This window comes from Streptomyces sp. NPDC002130 (genome assembly GCF_040296465.1).
In the GTDB taxonomy this organism is placed as follows: Bacteria; Actinomycetota; Actinomycetes; order Streptomycetales; family Streptomycetaceae; genus Streptomyces.
This window is the reverse complement of sequence record NZ_JBEOXI010000068.1, coordinates 1-16,854: the sequence shown is the minus strand read 5'-3', so window position 1 is coordinate 16,854 and position 16,854 is coordinate 1. Positions and strand designations below refer to the sequence as shown.

General features: G+C 71.7%; 13 protein-coding genes. 7 read left to right on the top strand and 6 right to left on the bottom strand.

The features are described from left to right. Nucleotides 1–10 precede the first annotated feature (10 nt). Together ABT116_RS15725 and ABT116_RS15720 are read right to left on the bottom strand one after the other, a co-directional pair. The gene (locus ABT116_RS15725; RefSeq protein WP_351633070.1) at nucleotides 11–634 is read right to left on the bottom strand and encodes a hypothetical protein; all 624 of its coding nucleotides are present in this window, start codon (nucleotides 632–634) and stop codon (nucleotides 11–13) included. 179 nt (nucleotides 635–813) lie between these two features. Continuing rightward, nucleotides 814–1,467: a DUF7691 family protein gene (locus ABT116_RS15720; protein ID WP_351633067.1), complete on the bottom strand. Its 654-nt coding sequence runs from the start codon at nucleotides 1,465–1,467 to the stop codon at nucleotides 814–816. A gap of 366 nt (nucleotides 1,468–1,833) precedes the next feature. On the opposite strand from ABT116_RS15720, the gene ABT116_RS15715 reads away from it, so the two are divergent. From ABT116_RS15715 to ABT116_RS15690, 6 genes are all read left to right on the top strand, one after another. Further along, nucleotides 1,834–2,685 (top strand): serine hydrolase, encoded by an 852-nt coding sequence (locus ABT116_RS15715; protein WP_351633064.1) that lies wholly within the window; start codon nucleotides 1,834–1,836, stop codon nucleotides 2,683–2,685. 200 nt (nucleotides 2,686–2,885) lie between these two features. Then, nucleotides 2,886–3,848 (top strand): esterase-like activity of phytase family protein, encoded by a 963-nt coding sequence (locus tag ABT116_RS15710; RefSeq protein WP_351633060.1) that lies wholly within the window; start codon nucleotides 2,886–2,888, stop codon nucleotides 3,846–3,848. Between the two features lie 106 nt (nucleotides 3,849–3,954). Then, entirely contained in the window at nucleotides 3,955–7,674 is a 3,720-nt protein-coding gene (locus tag ABT116_RS15705; RefSeq protein WP_351633058.1) for an ABC transporter ATP-binding protein, read from the top strand. Nucleotides 7,675–7,783: 109 nt separating this feature from the next. Then, nucleotides 7,784–8,173, top strand: a complete 390-nt coding sequence (locus ABT116_RS15700) for a hypothetical protein (protein ID WP_351633055.1) — start codon at nucleotides 7,784–7,786, stop codon at nucleotides 8,171–8,173. 114 nt (nucleotides 8,174–8,287) lie between these two features. Then, nucleotides 8,288–9,715, top strand: a complete 1,428-nt coding sequence (locus tag ABT116_RS15695) for a S28 family serine protease (RefSeq protein ID WP_351633052.1) — start codon at nucleotides 8,288–8,290, stop codon at nucleotides 9,713–9,715. Nucleotides 9,716–9,812: 97 nt separating this feature from the next. After that, nucleotides 9,813–10,358, top strand: a complete 546-nt coding sequence (locus tag ABT116_RS15690; protein WP_351633049.1) for a DUF4760 domain-containing protein — start codon at nucleotides 9,813–9,815, stop codon at nucleotides 10,356–10,358. A gap of 22 nt (nucleotides 10,359–10,380) precedes the next feature. On the opposite strand, the gene ABT116_RS15685 is transcribed toward ABT116_RS15690, so the two are convergent. From ABT116_RS15685 to ABT116_RS15675, 3 genes are all read right to left on the bottom strand, one after another. Next, nucleotides 10,381–11,037 carry a hypothetical protein gene (locus ABT116_RS15685; protein ID WP_351633046.1) on the bottom strand — a complete coding sequence of 219 codons (657 nt, stop codon included), beginning with the start codon at nucleotides 11,035–11,037 and terminating at the stop codon, nucleotides 10,381–10,383. Between the two features lie 113 nt (nucleotides 11,038–11,150). Then, nucleotides 11,151–12,983 (bottom strand): glycoside hydrolase family 3 protein, encoded by a 1,833-nt coding sequence (locus ABT116_RS15680; RefSeq protein ID WP_351633043.1) that lies wholly within the window; start codon nucleotides 12,981–12,983, stop codon nucleotides 11,151–11,153. Between the two features lie 331 nt (nucleotides 12,984–13,314). Beyond that, the gene (locus tag ABT116_RS15675; protein ID WP_351633107.1) at nucleotides 13,315–14,232 is read right to left on the bottom strand and encodes a LysR family transcriptional regulator; all 918 of its coding nucleotides are present in this window, start codon (nucleotides 14,230–14,232) and stop codon (nucleotides 13,315–13,317) included. Nucleotides 14,233–14,344: 112 nt separating this feature from the next. Here ABT116_RS15675 and ABT116_RS15670 point away from each other — a divergent pair, with 112 nt between their 5' ends. After that, nucleotides 14,345–15,274 (top strand): EamA family transporter, encoded by a 930-nt coding sequence (locus ABT116_RS15670; RefSeq protein ID WP_351633040.1) that lies wholly within the window; start codon nucleotides 14,345–14,347, stop codon nucleotides 15,272–15,274. On the opposite strand, the gene ABT116_RS15665 is transcribed toward ABT116_RS15670, so the two are convergent. Continuing rightward, complete coding sequence (locus tag ABT116_RS15665; RefSeq protein WP_351633037.1) at nucleotides 15,240–16,424, bottom strand: hypothetical protein; 1,185 nt, start codon at nucleotides 16,422–16,424, stop codon at nucleotides 15,240–15,242. The two genes, ABT116_RS15670 and ABT116_RS15665, sit on opposite strands and share 35 nt — an antisense overlap. Nucleotides 16,425–16,854: the final 430 nt, after the last annotated feature.

Below are 16,854 nucleotides of genomic sequence, written 5' to 3'. Positions count from 1 at the left end.
CGGACACGGCCTAGAGACCGTCGCGGACCATCGCGGCGACGATGTGGACATGGCGGTCGGCCGCCGTGCCCGACCACTCGTTGTCGTAGTTCAGGCCGTAGGGCCAGAAGTGGCCGCCGCCGGTGGAGATCTTGGCGCCCGAGCCGTCGTACTGCTTGACCAGAGCGGTGGCCTGGCCGCCGGTCCAGGTGCCGCTGCCGCCGAGGCGGGACCAGCCCGAGCTGGTCCCCACGCCGATGGTGTGGGCGATCTCGTGCAGGGCCGTCCGCTCGCTCATGTAGCTGCGGTTGCTGCCGAAGCGGATCGTGCCGTTGATGTTGCCGTCGGCGGTGGGGACGCCCGGTTCGTAGCGGACGGTGAGGGTCTTGCCCAGGTCGCTGAGGTTGTTGTAGCGGGCCACCGCCGCGTTCATGGCCTTCGTGATGAGGTCGTAGGCCGAGCGCTGGTCCGCGGTGGGGTTGCTCGCGCGGACGAGGGACCAGGTGATGGTGGCGGCCGCGGCGCGTTCCCGGGCCGGGGCGGGCGGAGCCTGGGGAGTCGCGGCCTGGGCGACGCCGGGGCCGGCCAGCAGTGCCGCGGTGAGGGCGGCGACGAGTGCCTTGCGTGGGCTCACGAGTGCCTTGCGTGGGCTCATCTGCGGATCCTCCTGTGGGGGGTGGTCGTCACGAAACTTGCGAAACTTCGCACGACGTTCGGGATCTCGGACACGCGGCGCCGCCGTTCACTCAAAGCCCTTTTATGAAACGGCAGTTGGCGCGCTGTCGACCGCAAGTATCCCGGCGGGAAGGACGGCGTCAAGACTTCCGGCAGAGGTCAGTGGAACCAGAAGAGCAGCGTGTCAGGGTTCGTCCCGAGCTGCCGCGCGCCCTCCCACTCCGCCGCCTCGAAGCGCAGGGCATCGGCGAACCGGCGGGCCGGGCCACGGAATTCGGGGTCGAGGCGGTCGAGCACGCGCGCGTAGGCATCGGCCAGGGCGGCGGCCCGCCGGGCCGGCAGGGTGCCGATCGCGGGCACCGCGTCGCCCGGGTGCGGCAGCCGCAGCGGCGGGCCGCTGAACAGGAACGTGCCCGGGAGCAGGTCGGACGGTACGCCGTGCCGGGCCAGTTCGTCGTCCATGGCGTGGAACCAGGCCGGTCGGCGCCAGGTGCCGAGGTCGGCCGGGTCGGAGAAGTGCGCGGCGACGGCCTGGTAGAAGGCGTAGCTGTACGCCGGACAGAGGTCGGTGCTCGGGGTGCCGTCGATCAGCTCGTCCAGGGCCCGGCTGATGGAGACGTCCAGGGCGATGCCCTGCTCCCGGAAGCGGGCGTCGGTCCGCTGGCACTCCGTGCGCACCCGGGCGAGCGTGCGTTCCTGCTGCTCGGTCCGCTCCACCGCCGTGAGCAGCCGCACCACCGTTCTCATGTCGCCGGTGCTCATCTCCAGGCAGTAGCCCACCGCTGCGTTTCCCTTCACCCGTTCGCCGGACACCGGTGTCCATGATCGGGGACGCGGGAACGGCCCCGGACCGAGAAGTCGGGGGCCGTTCGATCATGCGGGGTTATGGCGGATCGGATGAGGGCCAGAGCACCGCAGCCACGGCGAGGATCGTGAGCAGCGCGAGGAGGGGCCGAACGCGGTCCGGGGGCAGCTCCCTTGGGTGGCGCCGGCCGGAACTCGCGGTCCCCAGCCGGGTCTCGGCGCCCGAGGTCACCGCAGCATGGTGGGTGCTGCGGTGGACGGCTGATGTGCCGAAGCCGTGCGCCGCCTGTGAATCCGGGCGGCTTCCGATAACGACTCGTACAAGCTCTCGTTGCCCGTGCAACCTTTCGGCCGTGTCCGTGAGTCAAGGGGGGCATGACTTCTGGGATATCCCGCCGCGCGCGAGTGCTGGCAGCGGCCGTGGGTACCGGCGTGCTCGTGCCGCTCGTAGCCGCCGCCACGCCCGCCTCCGCCGCCCCTCCGGCCGTGACCTGCACGTCGGCCAAGGCCGGGCTGGCCACCAAGCTGAAGAAGGACATCACCGCCGCGCTGGCCACCCGCAAGGGCACCGTCGCCGTCGGCCTCTACGACCGCAGCACCAGCACCACCTGCACCCTGCGCGCGAGCTCCGCCTACGACTCGGCCAGCGTCGTCAAGGTCACCGTCCTCGCCACGCTGCTGTGGGACGCGAAGAAATCGAACCGGTACCTCACCGACCGCGAGCACAGCCTCGCCAAGGCGATGATCACCAAGTCGGACAACGCGGCGACCTCCACCCTGTGGAAGCAGCTCGGCATGACGAAGATCAAGAACTTCCTAGCGGCCGCCGGCATGACGCAGACCAAGCCCGGAGCGAACGGCTACTGGGGCCTGACCCAGATCACCGTCACGGACGAGCAGAAGCTGCTGAAGCTCCTCACCGCCAAGAACGCGGTCCTGAGCGACAACTCCCGGGCCTACATCATCAAGCTGATGGGCCAGGTCGTGTCGTCCCAGCGCTGGGGCACCCCGTACGGAGTTCCCTCGGGCGTCACCGTGGCCGTCAAGAACGGCTGGCTGCAGCGCTCCAGCAACGGGTGGCGGGTGCACAGCGTGGGCGCGTTCAAGGGCGGCGGCCACGACTACGTGATGACCGTGCTGACCCACGGCAACAGCACGATGAACTACGGCATCGCCACCATCCAGGCCGTGGCCAAGGTCATCCACAAGGACCTGGCGGCGAGCTGACGCGGTCCAGCCGAGGACGTCCAGGAGCCTCCTGACGATGGCGAGGATGCTGCAGAGCGCGGGCGGAAGGATGTTTTCCACAACCGGGCAGACGGCCACAAGGCGGGGCAAGTAGCTCCCCGCGTGTTCGGCTCACCGGAACGGCCGGCCTTCACCTTGCCGACCACCCGGCGTCACCGGCCCGCTCTACGGTGACGCCCATGCCCCTGAGAACCCGTCTCGCCCTCCTCACGGCAGGCATGGCGGCGGCCACGTGCCTGACCGCCGCCGGCCCCGCCCAGGCGACGTCCCACGCCTGCTCGCCGTCCGTCTCCGTCGACCGCTTCTCCGACGCGCTCGACAAGACGACGTACGACGACACCTTCGTCGGCAACCTCTCCGCGCTGGCCGTGGACAGGGACGGCTCCCTGGCCGCCCTCTCGGACCGCTCGTCGCTGTTCCGCCTGGACGCGAGGACCCTGGACCCCCGGTCGGTGGTCCCCCTCGCCGACGAGACCGGAGCCGCGCTCGACTCCGAGGGCCTGGTCGTGGACGGCGACGGCACGTACCTCGTCACCTCCGAGACGGAGCCGTCGGTACGCCGCTACTCCCGCACCGGCAGGATCCTCGACCGCCTCCCCGTCCCGGACGACCTGCGCGTGAGCCCCGCGGGCCGAGCACAGCCCAACGGCACCTTCGAGGGCCTCACCCTGATGCCCGGCGGCCGCACCCTGGTCGCGTCCATGGAGTACGCCCTGACCGGCGACCCCGCCGACACCGTCCGCTTCCAGACCTGGACCCGCCACGGCAGCCACTTCCGGACCGCCGCCCGGTACACCTACCGCACGGACCCCGGCCTCGGCGTCCCCGAGATCCGGGCCACGCCCGACGGCCGTCTCCTGGTCCTGGAACGCGGCTTCACGGCGGGCGTGGGCAACACGGTACGCCTGTACCTGGCCGACCCGCGTCACGCGATGAGGAAGACCCTGCTCACCGACCTCGTCACCTGCCCGTCACTGGGGGCGACGGCCAAGCAGCCCCAGCCGAACCCCCTCCTGGACAACATCGAGGGCATGACGATCACCGGCAGGACGAGGAACACCCTGAAGGTCCTGCTGGTCAGCGACGACAACCAGAACACGGCCCAGACGACCCGCTTCTACTCTCTGCGGGTACGGGTCTGACCGCACCCGGGCGTGATCACATCTCCCAGCCCAGCAGCGGGGATGAAATCGGGTGGGTCGCGCGTTGATGCCTTCCGGCAGCTCAGGACGACTGGAAGGTACCGGCGTGACACCGAAACGGGGATGGGCACGACGACTGTGGGCCTACGCGTGGCGCCACCCGAAGGACGTCGTACTCGCCCTCGGCTCCTCACTGGCCGGTATGGCCGTCATGGCCCTCGTTCCCCTGATCACCAAGGTGATCATCGACGACGTCATCAGTGACCACACCAGGGACATGACCACCTGGGCCGGCCTCCTCGTCGCGGCCGCCCTGGTCGTCTACGTCCTCACCTACATCCGCCGCTACTACGGCGGCCGCCTCGCCCTCGACGTCCAGCATGACCTGCGAACGGAGATGTACGGCACGATCACCCGGCTCGACGGCCGCCGCCAGGACGAGCTGTCCACCGGCCAGGTCGTCGGCCGCGCCACCAGCGACCTCCAGCTGATCCAGGGCCTGCTCTTCATGCTCCCGATGACCATCGGGAACTTCATGCTCTTCCTGATCTCCCTGGTGATCATGGCGTGGCTGTCCGTGCCGCTCACCCTGGTCGCTCTGGCCGTCGCACCCGCCATCTGGTGGATCGCCAAGCGCAGCCGCACCCGGCTGCACCCCTCCACCTGGTACGCCCAGGCCCAGGCCGCCGCCGTCGCGGGCGTGGTCGACGGTGCCGTCAGCGGCGTACGCGTGGTGAAGGGCTTCGGGCAGGAGGAGCAGGAGACCGGCAAGCTCCGGGAGGTCGGCCGCCGGCTGTTCGCGGGCCGCCTGCGCACCATCCGCCTGAACTCGGTCTACACCCCGGCCCTGCAGGCCGTCCCCGCGCTCGGCCAGGTCGCGATGCTGGCCCTCGGCGGCTGGCTGGCGGTGCGCGGGCACATCACGCTCGGCACGTTCGTCGCCTTCTCCACCTACCTCGCCCAGCTGGTCGGCCCGGTCCGCATGCTCGCGGTGGTGCTCACCGTCGGCCAGCAGGCCCGGGCCGGCACCGAGCGTGTCCTGGAGCTGATCGACACCGAGCCGTCGATCGAGGACGGCCACAAGGACCTGCCCGATGACGCCCCCGCGACGGTCGAGTTCGACGACGTCTCCTTCGGCTACGACGCCGACCACCCCGTCCTCGACGGGCTGAGCTTCGAGATCCGCCCGGGCGAGACCCTCGCCGTGGTCGGTTCCTCCGGCTCCGGCAAGTCGACGGTCTCCCTGCTGCTGCCGCGCTTCTACGACGTAAGCCGCGGAGCCGTCCTGGTCGGCGGCCACGATGTGCGCGAGCTGTCCCTGGAGTCTCTGCGGGCGGCGATCGGACTGGTCCCGGAGGACTCGTTCCTCTTCTCCGACACGGTCCGCAACAACATCGCCTACGGCCGTCCGGACGCGACCGAGGAGGACATCGAGAAGGCCGCCCGCGCCGCCCAGGCGGACCGTTTCATCACCGAGCTGCCCGAGGGCTACGACACCACGGTCGGCGAGCACGGCCTCACCCTCTCCGGCGGACAGCGTCAGCGCGTCGCCCTCGCCCGCGCGATCCTCAGCGACCCGCGCCTGCTGGTCCTGGACGACGCCACCTCCGCCGTCGACGCCCGGGTCGAGCACGAGATCCACGAGGCCCTGAAGGGGGTCATGCGGGGCCGCACCACCCTGCTGATCGCGCACCGCCGCTCCACCCTGAACCTCGCCGACCGCATCGCCGTCCTGGACGGCGGCCGGCTCGCCGACATCGGCACCCACGAGGAGCTCCAGGAGCGATCCGCCCTCTACCGGCGCCTGCTCACCGACCCGGACGAGCTGGGCGCGGTCTCCCCGGGGCACACCCAGCCGGCCTGTCCGCAGGAGGACACCTCGGTACGGGACGAGCTCGACGCCGAGTTCGACGCCGAGCGCGGGGTCACCCCGAGGCTGTGGACCGGCGACCGCGAGCGCAAGGACACCGCCCTCGCGGAGAGCCCGGCCACCCCCGAGCTGCTCGCCCAGGTCGAGGCGCTGCCGCCGGCCACCGACGTCCCGGACATCGACGAGGCGAAGGCCGTCCAGCCGGAGGAGTCCTACGGCCTGCGCCGGCTGCTGCGCGGCTTCGGACTGCCCCTGCTGGTCAGCCTCGCCCTGGTCGCCACCGACGCGGGCATGGGCCTGCTGCTGCCGGTCCTGATCCGGCACGGCATCGACTCGGGCGTCACGGAGGCCGCGCTCGGCGCCGTGTGGGCGGCGGCCCTGCTGGGGCTGCTGACGGTGGTCGTGCAGTGGGCGGCCCAGATCGGCGAGACCCGGATGACCGGGCGCACCGGCGAGCGCGTCCTGTACTCGCTCCGGCTGAAGATCTTCTCCCAGCTGCAGCGCCTCGGGCTCGACTACTACGAGCGTGAGCTGACCGGGCGGATCATGACCCGGATGACGACCGACGTCGACGCGCTGTCGACGTTCCTCCAGACGGGCCTGGTCACGGCCTTCGTCTCGGTCGTCACCTTCTTCGGGATCATGGTCGCGCTGCTGGTGATCGACGTGCAGCTCGCGCTGGTCGTCTTCGCGACGCTGCCGCCGCTGATCATCGCCACGTTCTTCTTCCGCCGGGCGAGCGTGAAGGCGTACGAGCTGGCCCGCGAACGGGTGTCGGTCGTCAACGCAGACCTCCAGGAGTCGGTGTCCGGGCTGCGGATCGTCCAGGCCTTCCGGCGCGAGCGGGACGGCGGGCGGCGGTTCGCCGAGCGCAGCGCCGACTACCGCCAGGCCCGTATCCGGGGCCAGTGGCTGATCTCGGTGTACTTCCCGTTCGTGCAGTTCCTGTCGTCGGTGGCGGCCGCGGCCGTGCTGATCGTGGGCGGGGCCCGGGTCGACGACGGGACCCTCGCCATCGGCTCGCTGGTGGCGTACCTGCTCTACATCGACCTGTTCTTCGCGCCCGTGCAGCAGCTCTCCCAGGTCTTCGACGGCTACCAGCAGGCGACCGTCTCGCTGGGCCGCATCCAGGAGCTGCTCCGGGAGCCGACGTCGACGAAGTCCGCCGACGAACCCCTGGAGGTGCTGTCCCTGCGCGGCGACATCGCCTTCGAGGACGTGCGCTTCGCCTACGGCACCGACGAAGAAGCCCTCGGCGGGGTCGACCTGCGCATCCCGGCCGGGCAGACCGTCGCCTTCGTCGGCGAGACCGGCGCGGGCAAGTCGACCCTCGTCAAGCTCGTGGCCCGCTTCTACGATCCCACCGGCGGCCGGGTCACCGTCGACGGCACCGACCTGCGGGCCCTGGACCTCACCTCGTACCGGCACCGTCTGGGGGTCGTCCCGCAGGAGGCGTACCTCTTCCAGGGCACCGTTCGCGACGCCATCGCCTACGGCCGCCCCGACGCCACCGACGCCGAGGTGGAGGCGGCGGCCCGCGCGGTCGGCGCGCACGACATGATCGCCACCCTGGAGGGCGGCTATCTGCACGAGGTCGCCGAGCGGGGCCGCAACCTGTCCGCCGGGCAGCGCCAGCTGATCGCCCTGGCCCGCGCCGAGCTGGTCGACCCGGACGTGCTGCTGCTCGACGAGGCCACGGCCGCCTTGGACCTGGCCACGGAGGCCCAGGTCAACCAGGCCACCGACCGGCTCGCCGGCCGCCGCACCACCCTGGTCGTCGCCCACCGCCTCACCACCGCCGCCCGCGCGGACCGGGTCGTCGTCATGGACCACGGCCGGGTCGCCGAGGACGGCACGCACGAGGAGCTGCTCGCGCGCGGCGGGCGCTACGCGGAGCTGTGGCGGACGTTCATCGGCGCCGCGGAGCCGGAGGAGCCGGTCGGCGTGTCCCGCTGAGCACCCCTGACAGCGTTTCCGTAACGCTCGTGCAACCATCCGACATACGTCATGCGTCCGTACTGACGTACGCCGATGGTCGCGGAGGACGCGGTACGGGAGGACGACAGTGCACAGTGGAGCGATACGCCGCCGGCTCGCGCTCGGGCTGGCCGTGCTGACCGCCTCCGGGCTGCTCGCCGTCGCCGCGCCGGGGGAGGCGCAGGCCGCCTCCGTTTACTGTCCCGGCCGCAAGGTCCGCACCCTGCCGTTCTCCACCGGGACCGTGCTCGTCTACAAGCGCGGCGGTTACGTCTGCGCCGTGACCCTCACCAAGAAGCCCGGCGTGAAGCGCAAGATGTCGGTGAGCGTGCAGGCGCGCGGCAACTGGCCGGTGGTCGACGAGGGCAAGTACGCCCATCACGCGGGCCCGGTGATCGTGCACGCCGGGCGCCGCTGCGTCTGGCTCAAGGGCCAGGTCGGCCGGGGGAAGTTCAGCTCCGGCTGGATCCTGTGCTGACGCCGCGCCCCCCGTAACACGCCCCGCCGCACAGGGTTTTCCCTATGTCCCCTGGTGCTCCGGTGAGTTGGTCCGCTAGCTTCCGGCGCACATCTGTCTCACAGGGGAGTGCGCATGCGCAAGGCGCTCAGATGGCTGCTGGCGCTCACGGTGCTCATAGGCACACTGGGCACGGCGGGAGCGGCCACCGCCGCCGACGCCGCCGGCACCACCGACATCAAGGAGAGACTGCTCTCCATACCGGGCATGAGCCTGGTCGAGGAGAAGCCGTACACCGGCTACCGCTTCTTCGTCCTGAACTACACGCAGCCGGTCGACCACCACAAGCCCTCGAAGGGCACGTTCCAGCAGCGCATCACCGTGCTGCACAAGGACGTCTCGCGCCCGACGGTGTTCTTCACCAGCGGCTACAACGTCTCCACGACGCCCCGCCGCAGCGAGCCCACCCAGATCGTGGACGGCAACCAGGTCTCCCTGGAGTACCGCTTCTTCACCCCGTCCCGGCCCGCCCCGGCCGACTGGTCGAAGCTGGACATCTGGCAGGCCGCCAGCGACCAGCACCGCGTCTTCAAGGCCCTGAAGGGCATCTACGGCAAGAAGTGGATCTCCACGGGCGGCTCCAAGGGCGGCATGACCGCCACCTACTACGAGCGCTTCTACCCGCGCGACATGGACGGCGTCGTCGCCTACGTCGCCCCCAACGACGTGGTGAACAAGGAGGACTCGGCCTACGACCGCTTCTTCGCCGGAGTCGGCACCAAGGAGTGCCGCGACCGGCTGAACGCCGTGCAGCGCGAGGCGCTGGTGCGCCGCGAGCCGCTGGAGAAGAAGTACGCCGCCTACGCCGAGGAGAACGGCCTCACCTTCACCACCATCGGCAGCCTGGACAAGGCCTACGAGGCCACCGTCCTCGACTACGTGTGGGGCTTCTGGCAGTACAGCCTGCTGTCCGACTGCGACCAGATCCCGGCCGACGCGAAGAACGCCACCGACGACGCGATCTGGGACTCCGTCGACACCATCTCCGGCTTCTCCGCCTACGCCGACCAGGGCCTGACGACCTACACGCCGTACTACTACCAGGCCGGCACCCAGCTCGGCGCGCCGACCATCCGCTTCCCGCACATCGAGAAGCAGTACATCCGCTACGGCTACCAGCCGCCCCGGAACTTCGTCCCCCGGGACATCCCCATGAAGTTCCAGCCGGCGGCGATGCGTGACGTCGACACCTGGGTCCGGCACAACGCCCGCCACATGCTGTTCGTCTACGGCCAGAACGACCCGTGGGGCGCGGAGCCGTTCCGCGTCGGCAAGGGCGCGAAGGACTCCTACGTCATGACCGCCCCGGGCATGAACCACGGCGCCAACGTCGCGGGCCTCGTGCCCGAGCAGAAGGCGCTGGCCACCGCCCGCATCCTCGACTGGGCCGGTGTCGCCCCCGGCGCGGTGCAGGCGGACCCGCAGGCGGCCAAGCCGCTGGCGAAGTTCGATGCCAAGCTCGACAAGCGGGACGTGCAGCGTGAGATGACGCTGCGTCCGTAACCGCCCGCTGCCCGCACTGAACCGCCCCTCGGCCTCCGCGCCGAGGGGCGGTTCGCATGTCCCTGCGCTCGCGCTGAATGCTCCGTACGGTGACCGGATGGACAGTTCTGTCGTCTTCAACGTCGTGACCACGGCCATCGCCGTCGTCGCGGTGGTGACCTCCATCGTGTTCAGCACACGGCAGGCCCGCATCGCGAAGCACGCCAACCACATATCGGTGCTGATCGATCTGCTCCGGGAGTTCCGGTCCGCCGAGTTCCATGAACAGCACGACTACGTGTGCACCAGCCTGGGGGCCGAGCACGACCCGGAGAACGGAGTGCGCGGGTTGCCGCCCGAGGCCAAGGCGGCCTTCTGCAGCGTCGTTTACTACTACCAGTCGTTCGCCAACCTCGCCGTCTTCGGCCTGCTCGACCAGACTCTGCTGGTGACGGTCCTGCGCACCCGGATCGTCTCGGTCTGGAAGGCCGTCCGGCCGTTCGTGGAGCGGGAGAGGGAGTTGCGGGGCGAGGGCAGCGGCGGAACGTATCTGTCGACCTTCGAGGAGCTGGCCCGACTGGCCGCAGACCTGCCCCCGGAGCACGTCCGCGACCAGATGGCCGAGGCCCGGCGACGACTGTCACGCAGGGGGCTGATGCGTTGAAGCGGGCGACGGCGGACGCCGCTCACAGCGGCCGGGCGCACCCCACGGGCCGCTTCCCGCCCAGCCGGACGTACAGGACGGTCGGGCCGGGGCAGTCGGCCCGCTCGGCGACCGCCCGGACCACCTTGTACTGCGGCCGCCGTTCGCCCGTACCGTCGCAGGCCGTCTCGCGGACCTTCCCGTCGCCGGAGTCGTAGACGCAGTCGCCGACGATCGTGCGGGGCCCGCCCCCACCGCCCGGGTCGCCGGGGTGCGGCGGCTGGAGGTTGCGCATACAGGCGTAGCCCTGCGGGACCGCCCCGTCGCCGTCCTCGTCGGACGCGGGCCGCTGCTCGCTGATGTGCAGCACGAAGTCGGTGGCCGAGGGGCAGCGCGGCCCGTCCCGCACCGTGCCGTCGTGCCGCGCCGTGACCCGGGCCGCCGCCCGCTCACCGGTGCACGGCACCTCGGTGAAGGTCGTCGTACCGAACGAGGAGCACTCGCCGACCGCGAGGAACACCGCCCCGTACCCGGACGGCCGGGTCGGCACCGGCGACACCATGGCGGTCCTGCCGGTCGCCGGCTCTCCCAGCCGGCCGTCCTCCGCCACGCCTCCCGACGGACTCTGGCAGCCGGTCAGCGACGCGCCGATCAGGACCAGGAGCCCGCAGACCACCCCCACAACACTTCGCTCACGCATCGCCGACCCCCCGAGTGTGCTCGCCCAGCGTGACCCGCCGTAGCGGGCCCACGCCAGGCACACAGGGCGGTTTGCGCACGTTGGGGGTGGTGCGCCCGGGCTGTGGCGTACGTCTAGTACGACAGCCCGTAGCCGATGGGGTACAGCACCTGCTCCGGATCATCCGCCCGCTGCACCGGCACCGGCAGCTTCCCGCGTGGCTTCACCCGCCCGGCGATCACCCGTGCGGCGGACCGCAGTTCGACGTCGGTCCAGGAGTAGGCGGCCAGGCAGGCCCGCACGGACGGCAGCCGGGCCACGTCGTACGGATTGCGGATCGCCACCGCCACGACCGGCCTCCCGGTCGCCACGAGCTGCTCCACCAGCGTCTTCTGGCTGCTGTTCGCGGTGACGTTGTACGTGGCGGCCACCACCGCGTCCGCCTCCCGCGCCGCCGCGACCGCCTTGGCGATGGCCGCGGCGGACGGGGCCGTGCCGGTCGACAGGGCCGTTGCGGTGAAGCCCAGTTCGCTCAGCGCGCCGGCGAGCACGCCTGTGGGCGGGCCGGTCGTGCCCGACGGCGAGGCCGGATCCGCGCCGACCACCAGCACCTTGGGGTACCGGCGCCGCGACAGGGGCAGCAGCCGCCCCTCGTTGACGAGCAGCGTGGTGGTCCGCTCGGCGATCCGGCCGGCCGCCGCCCGATGCGCCCGGGTCCCCACGGTCCGGTCCACACCGCCGTGACTGACATACGGCGAACGGAACAGCCCCAGCTTGGACTTCAGCCGCAGCACCCGCAGGATCGATTCGTCGAGCCGGGCCTCCGTGAGCTCGCCCTCGCGCACCGCCGTCAGGACGGCGTTCCACGCGAGGTCCAGGTCGGGCGGGTTGAGCAGCTGGTCCACGCCCGCCTTCAGCGCGAGCACCGGCACCCGGGCGTCGCCGTACTTGGTCCGTACGCCCTCCATGCCGAGGGAGTCGGTGACCACGACCCCGTCGTAGCCGAGGTGTTCGCGCAGGATCCCGGTGAGGATCGGGCGGGAGAGGGTGGCCGGGTCGCCGGAGTCGTCGAGGGCCGGGACCATCAGGTGCGCGGTCATGATCGAGTCGATGCCCGCGGCGATCGCCGCCCGGAACGGCGGCGCGTCGAGCTGCTCCCACAGCTCCCGGCTGTGCGTGATGGTGGGGAAGCCGGTGTGGCTGTCCACGTTGGTGTCCCCGTGCCCGGGGAAGTGCTTGGCGGTCGCGGCGACCCCGGACCCCTGGTACCCGGCGACCTCGGCGGCCACCAGCGCGGCCACCGCCCGCGGATCGGCACCGAAGGACCGTACGCCGATGACCGGGTTGGCCGGGTTGACGTTCACGTCGGCCACGGGGGAGTAGTCCTGCCGGATGCCCATCGCCCGCAGCTCGGCCCCCGCGATCCGCCCGAGCGCACGGGCGTCGGACCGCGACCCGCCCGCCCCGACGGCCATGGCGCCCGGGAAGAGCGTGGCGGGCTCGCCCACCCGGGCGACGATCCCGTGCTCCTGGTCGGTGGAGATGAGCACCGGCAGCCCGCGCGGCAGCTCCAGGGATGCCTTCTGGATGCCGTTGGACAGCTCGGCGATCTGGTGCGGCTCGCGGGTGTTGTGCGCCCAGGTGAAGTAGATGATGCCGCCGACCCGGTACTTCGCCACCAGTTCGGCGGCCGTACGGACCCCGATCTCCTTGAGGTTGGCGTCGACGTCCGCCTGGTCGGGGGCGGTGGCGGAGTGGCCGTAGACCCGCATGACGAAGAGCTGGCCGACCTTCTCCTCGAGCGTCATGCGGGAGACGAGGGCGCGCAGCCGGCTGTCGTCCGGGGCGGCGGCGCGCGCGGGTCCGGCGGCCGCGAGGGCGGCGGTGACGCCGGCCGTGGCGGCGAGGACGGTACGTCTGGAGGGCTGTGCGGTGTTTCCCGTGCTTCCCGTGCCGGTGTCGTGCACGTGCGCTCCTTCCGGAGGTGATCCGCTCGGATCCACTGAAGGAAACTTCCAAGGAGTCACGAATATCCGGGAAGTTTCTGCCAGTCAAGGGAACGCGCAGCAACGCCAGGGGGCCGCCACCGGCGCGGTTGGAGGGGGGCGCGCCGATGGCGGCGGGTGCCGCCGGCCGCGGTACGGCGGAGAGGGTGGTCAGCGATCGCAGCCAGTGGCGAGGGCCGACACCGCACCGTGGTGACTCTCCGGTGGCCTGCGGTTGGACGGGGACGGTCCGGTCCGGGTTCCCGACTCGGCCCGGGTTTCCGCAAGTCGGGACGCAAGGGGAACCAGGAGGTCAACGGGGCGGGTGAGCCGCCACCTTCGGCCACTGCTCGCCGAGCACCCGTACGGTTTCCGCGATGGCCGGACGCCTGGCCGCCCCCGTCCGCCACAGCGCGTACAGCCGCCGCACCGGCATCGGGTCGAGCGGCACCTCCACCACCCCGGCGGGCAGCGGACCGCGCCCCAGTCGGGGGATGAGCGCGACCCCGAGCCCGGCCGCGACCAGGGCCACGAGGGTGGGATTCTCGTCGGCCTGGTGGACGATGTCCGGCTCGTGCCCGGCCGTGCGCAGCGTCCGCAGCAGCCAGTCGTGGCAGACCCGTCCCGGCGGCTGGCAGATCCACCGCTCCCCGCCCAGCTCCTCCCGCCGTACGGCGGCCCGCCCGGCGAAGGGGTGCCCCTCGGGGACGAGCAGGTCGCACAGGTCGTTCCCGATGACCGCCTGCTCCAGGCCCGGCGGGGCGGGCAGCGGCGCGATGTCCCAGTCGTGCGCGACGGCGAGGTCGACGGCACCCTTCACCACCAGGTCGACGGACAGATGCGGGTCGACCTCCGAGAGCCGGGCGTCCAGGGCGGGATGCCGGCGGCCCAGGTCGGCCAGCACCCCCGGCATCAGCCCGCGTGCCGCCGATGCGAACGCCGCGACGGTCAGCCGCCCCGAGGGTCGGCCCCGCCGCTCCTCCAGCTCGGTCTCGGCGCGCTCCACGATGGCCAGCAACTCCTGCGCGGCCGAGACCAGTTGACGGGCCTCGTCGGTGAGCCGCACGCCCCGGCCCTCCCGCTCCAGCAGGACGGTCCGGGTCTCCCGCTCCAGCTTGGCGATCTGCTGGGACACCGCGGAGGGCGTGTACCCGAGCGCGAGCGCGGCGGCGCCGACGGTGCCGTGCACGGAGACGGCGTGCAGGGCGCGCAGCCGCTGGAGGTCGAGCACGGGGTGCCCCTTTCTGCTGCGGGCCATTCAAGGTTTCACTAAGCGATGCTTCATCCAACCATGCAGCAATCATCGCTGGTGCTTCACGGTCGGTCAGGGTGATGCTCACGGCATGCGCCCGTCACACCTCGCCCTCGCCGTCCTGGTCGCCGCCGTCTGGGGCGTCAACTTCACGGTCATCGAGATCGGCCTGGACCACTTCCCGCCCCTGCTCTTCTCCGCCCTGCGCTTCCTCGCGGCGGCGCTCCCGGCGGTGTTCCTCGTGGGCCGCCCGAAGGTGGCGTGGAAGTGGATCGTGGCGGTCGGCCTGGTCCTCGGAGTGGCGAAGTTCGGCCTTCTCTTCGTCGGCATGGACGCGGGCATGCCGGCCGGCCTGTCCTCCCTGGTCCTGCAGATCCAGGCGGTGTTCACGGCGGCCGTCGCGGCCCTGACCCTGGGCGAACGGCCGTCCCGCGTCCGCCTGCTGGGCATGCTGATCGCCCTGGCCGGCATCGCCGTGGCGGCCGTGGACGAGGGCACCTCCGGCCCGCTCGGCGCGTTCGCCCTGGTCGTCGGGGCGGCGGCGTGCTGGGGCGCGTCGAACGTCCTCACCCGCAAGGCGGCCCCGCCCGACGCCCTGAACTTCATGGTCTGGGTCAGCACGGTCCCGGTCCTCCCCCTGCTGGCCCTCTCCCTCCTCACGGAGGGCCCCTCACGCGACCTGGCGGCCCTGCGCGCGCTGGACTGGCAGGGCGCGGGCACCGTCCTCTACGTCGCCTGGATCACCACCGTCTTCGGCTTCGGCGCGTGGGGTTTCCTGCTGCGCCAGCACCCCGCCTCCACGGTGGCCCCCTTCTCCCTCCTGGTCCCGGTCTTCGGCATGTCGTCGGCGTTCCTGTTCCTGGGCGAGCCGGTGAGCCCGCTGCGGTGGTGCGCGGCGGCGCTGCTGGTGGGCGGGGTGGGACTGGCGTCCCTGACGCCCCGGCGCACCGCGCCCCAAGCGGTCCCGGAGCTGACGACGCCCGCGGCTAGGACGCCTCGACCAGCATCCCGGGCGGGCTGACGTGGAACGTGCGGGCCCGCACGCCGAAGCCCGGTTCGCCGTCCAGGTGGCTGTCGTCGTCCCAGGTGATCAGCACGCTCTCCGGGCCGTTGCCGAAGGCCGTCGCGGCGCAGGTGTGGGACCGCTTCCCGGGGTCCGCCGTGCTGACCCGCACCGGGTCGCCGAGTGAACCCTGGCTCTCCGAGCAGACCTTGGCCATCACCGTCGGCACGGTGTCGTGCGTGTCCGCGCTCTCCTCGACCCACGCCATCAGGAAGCGTCCGTTCGGCAGCCGGGACAGGGCCGGGGAGCTCCGGGTGAAGCCCCTGGGGTTCCCGGCCGTGATGTCGAAGGTCTCCGTGCCGTCCGGCTGGAAGATGCTCACCGCCACCGTCGTCTGCGGTTTGCCCAGGTCGCTGGGCTGGATGCCCTCGATGTGCGCGACGGCGAAGCGTCCGCTGTCGAGCAGGGTGATCGCGTTGACCCCGGTGAAGCCGCCGACGTCCGGCTGGATCTCCCCGCCCAGCGGGTTCCCCTCGAAGTCGAAGAACCGCAGGGTGAGCCGGCCACCGCCGATCGACGAGGGATCCGTCGACCACGCGACGACCACGTTGCCGTTGGTGAGGATCGAGGCGGCGGGCTTCTCGTGGAAGCCCTCGGTGGTGCTCACCGTGAACTCCGGTGTCGCCGGGCTGCCGTCCGCACCGAACCGCCGCGCACGGATGCGCCGGTCGGGCCGCCGGCTCGCCCAGGTGACCAGCACACCACCGTCGATCATGAACGCGAGGCAGGGCCTGACCTGCGGATCCGCGTCCTCCGTGACCAGCGTCCCGGGGCCGGACTTGCGGCCCTCGGTGAACCGCTGGAGCTTCACGCAAGGGCTGGGCCCGGGCAGGCCGAACGGAGTCTCCAGCCACACGGCGAACTGGCCGCTGATCCCGGCGGACAGCACGGACGGCCACAGCGGCCGCACCCCCGGACCGTCCGCCGGCTGCGTACTGACCGCGAACTCGTCCCCCAGCTTGTCGCCGTCGTCCGCCAGGAACTGCCCCTTGATGACGAAGTCGCTCTCGTCCGACCACAGCTCCAGGAACTGCGTGCCGAACAGGGCGTCGACGGCAGGCTGGAGCTGGTCGCCGGTCTTGGTGGTGTTGACGAGGAAGTCAGCCATGGCTGCTCTTTCGAATCAGGATGCGAGGGGAAGAGAGAGCACTACGACCGGCCGAGTCCCTGCGAAAAGCGTGTCACGCCCGGGGGGCGACTGCATCCGGAGCGGCACGGCCCACCCGGACACGCGCCGCCCCTTCTCCCCGGCTGAGCACGCCCCTGCACCCGCCCTGTTCCTCGGTGCGCCTGTCCCTGCACCCGCTCCACTCCTCGGATGGCGTGTTCCTGTACCCGCTCTGCCCTTCGGGTGTGCGTGTCCCTGCACCCGTCCTGCCTCCCGGGTGCGCTAGGCGCCGCACCCGCCCTGCCTCCCGGGTCGGCCAGGCCCCGCACCCGCCCTGCTCCCGCGTATGCGCGCCCTGCACCCGCCGCTCCGTTCCACCCGGCGCGGGCCCGGACATGCCGCTGCCCCGCCCCCCGGTCGGCGGGGCGGG

What these genes read in the sequence shown, in the direction of transcription:
- ABT116_RS15725 (WP_351633070.1), bottom strand. Translation starts at nt 634, where the DNA reads ATGAGCCCACGCAAGGCACTCGTGAGCCCACGCAAGGCACTCGTCGCC.
- ABT116_RS15715 (WP_351633064.1), top strand. Translation starts at nt 1,834, where the DNA reads ATGACTTCTGGGATATCCCGCCGCGCGCGAGTGCTGGCAGCGGCCGTG.
- ABT116_RS15710 (WP_351633060.1), top strand. Translation starts at nt 2,886, where the DNA reads ATGCCCCTGAGAACCCGTCTCGCCCTCCTCACGGCAGGCATGGCGGCG.
- ABT116_RS15695 (WP_351633052.1), top strand. Translation starts at nt 8,288, where the DNA reads ATGCGCAAGGCGCTCAGATGGCTGCTGGCGCTCACGGTGCTCATAGGC.
- ABT116_RS15690 (WP_351633049.1), top strand. Translation starts at nt 9,813, where the DNA reads ATGGACAGTTCTGTCGTCTTCAACGTCGTGACCACGGCCATCGCCGTC.
- ABT116_RS15685 (WP_351633046.1), bottom strand. Translation starts at nt 11,037, where the DNA reads ATGCGTGAGCGAAGTGTTGTGGGGGTGGTCTGCGGGCTCCTGGTCCTG.
- ABT116_RS15670 (WP_351633040.1), top strand. Translation starts at nt 14,345, where the DNA reads ATGCGCCCGTCACACCTCGCCCTCGCCGTCCTGGTCGCCGCCGTCTGG.
- ABT116_RS15665 (WP_351633037.1), bottom strand. Translation starts at nt 16,424, where the DNA reads ATGGCTGACTTCCTCGTCAACACCACCAAGACCGGCGACCAGCTCCAG.